This window comes from Teichococcus deserti (genome assembly GCF_001982615.1).
In the GTDB taxonomy this organism is placed as follows: domain Bacteria; phylum Pseudomonadota; class Alphaproteobacteria; order Acetobacterales; family Acetobacteraceae; genus Pseudoroseomonas; species Pseudoroseomonas deserti.
Genome location: NZ_MLCO01000572.1, coordinates 1 through 780 on the forward strand (window position 1 = coordinate 1; position 780 = coordinate 780).

Here is a 780-nt window from a genome sequence, read left to right on the forward strand (position 1 = left end):
CCAGGGGAATGAATTCCCCTGGACCCCTTCTTTTTTCTGTCAGTTTAAGCAGGCATGGCGGCGCCGATGCCACCGTCGACCAGGATCTCCGTGCCGGTGATGTGACGAGCTTCGTCGGACACCAGGAACAGCACGGCATGCGCGATGTCCCAGGCATCGCCCATCTTGCCCATCGGCACCTGCGCATCGCGTTTGGCGATGAGCGCCGCAGCATCATTGGCGCCCAGCTGACGCACCAGGCGATGCTCCACCAGGGGCGTGTGCATGAGCCCCGGGATCACCGTGTTGCAGCGGATGCCGGCCTTGGCATGCTCCATGGCGACCGACTTGGTCAGCGCGATGATGCCGTATTTCGACGCGCTATAGGCGATATGCGGGCGCTCGGCGCTCATCCGCAGCGCCGCGATCGAGGACAGGTTGACGATGGCGCCCCGCCCGCGCGCCTTCAGATGCGGCAGCGCATGCTTGCAGCCCAGGAAGGCGCTGCGCAGGTTGAAGTCGATCTGCCGTTCCCAATCGGCCTCGTCCATCGTCTCGGCGCCGCCGGGATGCGAGCCGCCGACATTGTTCACCAGGATGTCGAGCCCGCCGAAAGCCTCGACGCAGGCGGCGACCGCGGCCTCGACCTCGGCCGACGCGGTCACGTCGGCCACATGGGCGCGCGCCTCGCCGCCCTCGCCGCGGATGATCCCCAGCGTCTCCTCCGCCGCCTCGATCCGGTTGTCGAGGCAGAAGACGCGCGCCCCCTGCCGCGCCAGCAGCACCGCCGTCGCCTTGCCA

At 67.8% G+C, this 780-nt stretch carries 1 protein-coding gene; it reads right to left on the minus strand.

Annotated elements, in window-relative coordinates; all coding sequences use genetic code 11:
- Positions 1 to 44: 44 nt before the first annotated feature.
- The coding region (locus BKE38_RS30130) for an SDR family NAD(P)-dependent oxidoreductase (protein WP_076960718.1) at positions 45 to 780 on the minus strand (736 nt) is incomplete at its 5' end.